Source organism: Bacteroides sp. CAG:633 (assembly GCF_000435115.1).
Taxonomy (GTDB): Bacteria; Bacteroidota; Bacteroidia; order Bacteroidales; family Bacteroidaceae; genus Bacteroides; species Bacteroides ndongoniae.
In genome coordinates, this window is the sequence record NZ_FR883056.1 from 23,817 (window position 1) to 30,857 (window position 7,041).

General features: G+C 38.8%; 4 protein-coding genes and 1 pseudogene. All 5 read left to right on the plus strand.

The window, feature by feature from the left end; genetic code table 11:
- Positions 1-7: 7 nt before the first annotated feature.
- The gene (locus tag QVP67_RS06860; RefSeq protein WP_022162829.1) at positions 8-1,174 is read left to right on the plus strand and encodes a 6-bladed beta-propeller; all 1,167 of its coding nucleotides are present in this window, start codon (positions 8-10) and stop codon (positions 1,172-1,174) included.
- 607 nt (positions 1,175-1,781) lie between these two features.
- Positions 1,782-2,891, plus strand: coding sequence for a helix-turn-helix domain-containing protein (locus tag QVP67_RS06865; RefSeq protein WP_288179988.1), 1,110 nt, complete (start codon positions 1,782-1,784; stop codon positions 2,889-2,891).
- Between the two features lie 1,031 nt (positions 2,892-3,922).
- On the plus strand, positions 3,923-5,074 hold the full coding sequence (locus QVP67_RS06870) for a DUF4221 family protein (RefSeq protein WP_022162833.1): 1,152 nt from the start codon (positions 3,923-3,925) through the stop codon (positions 5,072-5,074).
- A 59-nt stretch (positions 5,075-5,133) separates the two neighbouring features.
- Positions 5,134-6,162 carry a BF3164 family lipoprotein gene (locus QVP67_RS06875; protein ID WP_022162834.1) on the plus strand — a complete coding sequence of 343 codons (1,029 nt, stop codon included), beginning with the start codon at positions 5,134-5,136 and terminating at the stop codon, positions 6,160-6,162.
- Positions 6,163-6,296: 134 nt separating this feature from the next.
- Positions 6,297-7,041, plus strand: a pseudogene (locus QVP67_RS06880) (hypothetical protein); the annotation flags it as partial.

The following is a 7,041-nucleotide window of genomic DNA, read 5'->3' on the forward strand; positions in this document are numbered from 1 at the left end:
AAAAAGAATGAATACACGAATCTTGCTTTTAGGTTTTGTCCTTATCGGAATGGTGGCCTGCAAGCCATCGGCTTCTTCCCCGGATACGGAAGGGAAGACAATCACCGTAGCGGACAGTCGTATCTTGGAAAAAGTGGATCTTTATGAGTTAGTGGACAGTGTCAGCTATGTTCCGCTGGAAACTTCCGACCGGATATTGCTTGGCGATGTCCTCTGTGCGAAGCGGGCGGGCGACTACTATTTTGTACAGGACACCAAAGGTCTGTTTGCCTTTGATGCCCACGGACGGTTTGTCAGCGAAATAGGGTACCGTGGACAAGGTCCCGAAGAGTATTACAATTTGGATTGTTTCTATCTGGACAGTGGGCGGCGGCTGGCATGTATCGTCAGTAACGTCCAAAAGAAGATATTCCGTTATACGTTTGATGGGAAGTTCCATTCAACGTTGTCGCTGGAGGATGACGATGCCAATATCGTCTTTGCAATGACATGCGACGAAGGCGAACACCTGTTGGCCCATTATCCGCTTCCCAACGATGCAAAAGTTACAGATCGGGAATATGCCATGCTTTCCTGTCAAGGTGACAAGCTGACGGCTGCCAAGTTGCTGGATGCCCCGAAGGTGCATAGCGGCGTCACCATTCATCCGCTGCTGTATGAGCCGATGGCTTCGTTCCGTAACCGACCGCTTTTTATTTCGGCTTTCTCCAACCGAGTTTACACCCTGAAGGAAGGACGTGCCACTGTGGAATATGTGATAGACCTGCCCGGAATCATGGCGGATGATGATTTTTGGGAGAAACACGCGAACATGGAGCTGTTCCTACTGCGCGAGGCGATGCGGCAGCAGCACGTCGGCATGGGGATTACGGCGATCGAAGCGACCGACGATTACCTGTTCCTTGTCATCAACTACGGAAAGACCTTGGTATGGGACGGAACGACAGGATGGCTGATAAACAGCGTCTATGATTCCAATTCCGGACTTCTCTCCATCTTGTTCGACGGAGTGTCGGATAGTCACCTTGGTGTCCTTTCGGCCGAGTTCCTATACCAGAACAAAGAACGCATCAAGGCCGGCAACCACCCGCAGTTGGCGTCTGTTGCCGAACGGATAGGCGAGGAGGACAATCCGGTGTTGTACCGTTATCATTTCAAAAAATCGATAGAATAAGAGGAGTTAGAAGGAGTTATCGCCCGCTATGGCGAAGTGAGAAGGGGGAATGAAGACTATACCTATCATTCTGAGCGGCAGAGAAGCATCTCTGCAAACATAACAAATGGGAGATGCTTCACTATGTTCAGCATGACAGGAGAAGAGGATGATGAGATGTTTCTGCAATTCGTCAACCATTAACCATTGTAAAATTATCGGTTTAACTCTTGAACTTCTTAACTACCAAGCAGAATTTTACTTGTTCAAATTCTTAAAATAAAGAAATATGAGTATTATTTCCTTATGCTCTTCCCACCGGACTTTCGCCTTACCGGCGTTTCTGTCCCGACTGTCTGGCGGTTTGTCCGCTGTGTTTGTCCTTTTGTGGCTCGCCGTTTGTTCCCGTCCTCTTCGCGAGGGGGTGACTGTCTACGACGATTTCCCGCAGAAGGCGGAATATGCAACGCCGCTGCTTCTCGGAACTACTGTGTCAATGTTTTTTGCTGACAAACAGTCAGATTTAATTGGAGCCAAAGAATATCAACAGCGATGAACTGATGGCAAGATTTAAATAAAATACTCAGCAACGAAATAAAAATTATCTTTAATGAATTCCAATTTCAATATGAAGAAAAAAAAATTCAGATCAATAACAATTTATTTGCTTACAGGGGCAGTGCTAGCCGTAATGGTTGGCTATATGCGTACTTCATACAGACATAAAACGTATCAGTTGAAAGCAGGAGAAATCTTGACGAAAGCTTTGCAGCAGGAGATGCTTTCGCGTGATACGGCCAACCATTTGTTCAGCAGCAATCTCACGGAATCCTTGAATGAAGAATTACCCGATACGGTGCGAGGAAGAATACGTTCCATCCATGGCATACAATCTTACGTTGTCCCTCGGACAAAATACTATGATAATATCAGTGCAAGTAAATTTGTCCGCGACATACATTCTTATTTAATTTTGGAATCGGTGTTAAAAGCAGATTCTTTATATAAAAGTTGGTCTCGATTATTGTCCGATTCGTCGGTTTGCAATCATAATATTGGTTTGCGACTGAAGCAACCTTTATCTGAAACTACCAGTTATGTTCCGGATTCTATTACGGTAACACGTTACGACAGCCTGTGTACCCGGTATATAGGCAGTTATTGCGAAGCAGAAATAACGGCTTTTTCCGATATTTCCTGGTACGATTTGTTGGAATGGACAGATTGGGGATTAATATTCTTGGCAGGAGGGGGAGTTCCATGCCTTTGCTTGTTCTTTGTCCGTCTGAGAAAGTTGTATAAATCTTTATCAGCTCTCCGAAAAACAAAAACGAAAATTCAGGAAGAGGGCGTAAAACCCCGAACGCGAAGTAAAAACAATCGGCTTTACAATTTGGGTATGGAAATCTATTTTGACGCTGAGCAAAACGTACTCTGTAATGAGAATAACAAGACGATTGCTACCCTGTCTGCAACCATGTCTAATTTGTTAGAATGTTTTCTTAAAGCTCCTCATCACACTTTGTCTAAACATGACATTTACCTGGCTATCGGAAAAGAGCTTGAAACCTACTCTTTGGATAGTTTTTATAAGATGATAGGACGCCTTCGGGATAAACTCGAAAGCATATCGCCTGCTACTATATCTAATGATAGAAATGGCTCTTATCAGCTTGTCCTGCCTTCTTCGATAGACAAACAGAAAAAAATGAATCATTCGGATGAAAACGCCAACTGACATCAACTGACATTTTCGATTTTTAATATTATGATAAACAGATATTTATGATTAATGTCAGTTGATGTCAGTTGAAATGAAGGTTTATTTCGGTTGTATTTTTTTAATTTTATCGGCAAATTGAAATTCAGGCTATTTACTTGGGAAAGCTATACAATAAATTACGTCTGATTCCTTCCATTTTATTCGTATTTATCGAATATTTTTCGATTTGGTGAGGATCTTTGAGGTTTGGTGAGAGCATGGTGAGGTTTGGTGAGCAGGTCTATGGAAGAAACGAATAGTGATCCAATTTTATAAAAGGTCATTTTTATAATGCTGGATTTCAACGATTTATATATTTGTTAGAAATGGTGAGTTGTAATTTTGCATATTGGAATTATGATTTTGTATTTTTGAGAGATTACAATGAAATGAGTTATGCTTTTCTACATGATTACTCAACTTTGACTTCGTCGATTTTCAATCCGTAAGTTCAAGTTACAGTTGACAAGTAACAAGTTGACAAGGCATTTGTAGAAAGCCGTTTCTGGTGATACTTTATTAAACAGGGCATTCCAGCCCTTGTTGCCTTGTTGACTGAAGACTTGTCAACTACTAAGTTGATCACCTGCGAAACTTAAATATGTTTTATTTAAAAAGGTATGAATATGTTTAATATATGAAAATGAATTTAGAACTTTTATTTATAGGAATCTGTATCTTTCGGCACCCTATAATGTGTGGAAGACAAATTCCATCAGTATGAATATTTGAATGGAAAGATGAATACGAAAAAAAATCTTTTAAAGGTTACTCTTCTAACAGCCGCTGCGGCAATGGCAGTTTATGGCGTTTATGCTCATTAGACAAAGGAAATGATGTCAGGGATGTTATGAAGAAGAATTTGGAAACGTTGACATAAAGTGAAAATGGTAGCTATTGTCGTACGAATGAAGACTATACGGCAATCTGTAACTATTGTAATAAAGAAGTAATCTGCCCTTGTAGATTTTGAATTTAGTATTTAATAATTAAAAAATAAGAAGAATATGAGAACACTATTTTCACTTCTGTTTTGCTGTCTGTTGGGAGCTTGTAATGGAAAAAAAGAGCAGGTAAAGGATATCTGTGAACTGAAAGCTACGGGAGAAGTGAAATCCTTTGAACTTGACAGCGATGTGCGATACAATGCATTCTACTTATATACGTTTTCTGACGAAACAGGTAAAGACTATTTGTCTTTTTTGAATTACCGCACCAATCAGCTTCTTTTTTATGACTGGAAAACAGCCCGTTTTCTTTCAAAAGTAGAGTTGGATGCGGATGGACCGAATGGGGTAGCACAGGTTTCCGGTTACTATGCCAAGGATTTTAACCATCTGTACGTTTCCAGCTATGCCTATAGCGGGTTGATAAGAGTAGATACAACAGGAAGAATTGTTCAGAAAATACCTTATGGTACCACCGCCAAAGGATATAAGGTACTACCGTCTTATACCCCTTCCTCACATCCTTACATCGCTCCTGTTTTTCTTGAAGGGAAGCTGTATATCACTCAGCCGGATATTCCTCGTTTCCATTCTGTGGACGATACTCCTCTCACGGTGCGGATTGATACGACACAGCAGGTTTGCGAAGAGTTGCCTTTGACCTATTCCTTGCTGACTTCTGAAGAGAAAAAGAAAAGTGCCAATAATTCGCAGTTTAGCCGCATTTTCGACGGAAAAAACTTTGTTTATTCCTTTTACGTAAGTGAAGATATTGTTGTGGCTTCTGCCGACCATTCCACTATCAAACGAATAAAAGCAGCCAGCCGCTATATTTCTTCTGCCACCGAAGAACAGAAAGATTCGGAAGCAGGTCCTCGTCTTTATCTGGAACTGGCACGTTATGGTGATCTGATTTATGACCCATATAGGAAAATCTATTACCGTTTTGCCTATCCTAAGGTTGATTTAGACAGGAATATGAATTGGTGGGGTAAGGCCGTTTATGGCAGGAAGAAGTTCTCCGTCCTGATTCTGGACAAAGATTTTCAAGTAATAGGCGAGACTCTTTTTCCCGAAGGCATTTACAATTCCTTTGTATTTCTTGTAAACAAAGACGGTCTGTACATAAGCCGTGATTATCAGGTAGGAATGGGTAACCAGTCAGATGATTATATGACTTTCGAACGGTTCGAACTGGTTTCGAAGAAATAAAAAAACGCAACCGAATGAGAGTCATAATAAAGAAATGAAATGGCAATAACAGTGAAATTATGAAAATAGTATTTTATATCATTCTTTGTATCTCTATATTCTCGTGTACTTCTACTAAGAATAATTCAGATTTTGTAGATTTGTCGGAATCGACAATTTTACAATCTCCTGAAACAATATTAAGATTTGAAGACAAATATCCGGTGAGTATAAAAATAGTTGATTCATTACTTTTCGTAATCAACGTAAAAGCAGATACATGCATTGATGTTTATAATATTGATACGAGGCAAAAAATAAAATCTTTAGGCTCTGTAGGATATGGAGCTGATGACTTGATTAACCCTACTTTTATTTTATCAGTAGATGTGGATAGGGTTTTATTGGATGAAGGAAATCTTAAAAAAATAGTGGAAATAGAAAAAGATGATAATGATGCTTTGCTATTAAAAGAATATATTCCGTATCCGGATTCTATATTTATAAGTAGTGAAACGAATTTATCTAAAAATTATATTGTAGGTAGGAAGATTGATGCCACTAATCCCAATATGTTCTTTGTGTACAATAGGAACACCGGAAAAACCTTGAAAGCAAAATGCCCTATTACTTTAAATGAATCTGTATCAGACTATAACTATACCTTTGCATCAATAGTTGCATTAAACGAACAACAAAACCGTATTCTTGTAGGAATGTATTTTTTTGATTTGATTCATGTCTATGATTTGGAAGGAAAACACATCCAGACATTCAAATTTTCAGAAAAATGTATTCCCGATGTGAATAAAAATACGAAGATGTTGGCATTAGATAATGGCTATTCAGGCTTTACCAGATGTTTTCCTACAGAAAAGTATTGTTATTTGTTACGTATGATTGTTAGCCCAATGGCAGAGAAGACAGAAAGTATGTTGATCCAGACGGATTGGAATGGCAATATGATAAATTCTTATCGTTTTGTTGATAATGTATCGGGACAATTTTATATAGATGAAAATGCCCACAAAGTATATATTATACGAAACGAGTGGGATGCAGACATAAATGAGGAAGTATTTGATATCGTATCTTTCAATCTGAAATAACCCTAATATTGTTCGTACTTTAAAATATAAGTTTGAAAAATATAATTATCCTGTTAGGTATAGGTACTGATAAGATAATAAGTTTAATAAATTGAATCGTTTTCTATAAAGATCATTTAATATTATAAGTTACTATGAATAGATTAAGCATGTTTGCATATGGATTTATTGTTTTTTGTTTTGTATTCTGTTCACCAAAACATAATAAAAGTTCGGAAACCAATCATTCTGACTTAGAAGGACTACAGATCAAAAAGCATATATTGCCCGAGGCCGATATCTTGAATTTGAAGTCATATTATTTATCTGATTACTACCAAGATACTACAGAATGGTTATATGGCTATAATTTTAAGTTACATGCACTGGATTGTTTCAATTTACGGAACGGGAAAGCTACTCAGTTATCCTTTTACACAGAAGGACACTCGGCTGTCATCAGTCCTATTACAGGCTTAATGGTTTGTTCCCCCGACTCTATTTGGGTAGTGGATGCTACTCAAAGTGCTCTATTGCTGGATGGTGATGGCGAATTGTTGAGAAAGGTAAAACTCTCATCAAACTTACCTTCCGGCCAGTCTGTGATGGTGGAACGTAATTATGCGACTTCTACAACGGATTTGTACTACGACAAGGTTCGTCATTCTTTACTCTTTGGCATAAGAAACGCATCCACGCATCCTGTATCATTTGGGGTACGTGAAGTCTTTCTATCTGACTCAATTCCTCCTGTGACCTATGCCCTTCAGCCATCGGTAGAGATACCAGACATAGGAAATGGTGATTATGCCAATATGAATCGTCCGAACATTACCTTTACATCTGATAAAATCTTGTATAATTATCCTGTAGAATCTCATGTGTATGTTATGGATCGGA

What these genes read in the sequence shown, in the direction of transcription:
- QVP67_RS06870 (WP_022162833.1), top strand. Translation starts at nt 3,923, where the DNA reads ATGAGAACACTATTTTCACTTCTGTTTTGCTGTCTGTTGGGAGCTTGT.
- QVP67_RS06865 (WP_288179988.1), top strand. Translation starts at nt 1,782, where the DNA reads ATGAAGAAAAAAAAATTCAGATCAATAACAATTTATTTGCTTACAGGG.
- QVP67_RS06860 (WP_022162829.1), top strand. Translation starts at nt 8, where the DNA reads ATGAATACACGAATCTTGCTTTTAGGTTTTGTCCTTATCGGAATGGTG.
- QVP67_RS06875 (WP_022162834.1), top strand. Translation starts at nt 5,134, where the DNA reads ATGAAAATAGTATTTTATATCATTCTTTGTATCTCTATATTCTCGTGT.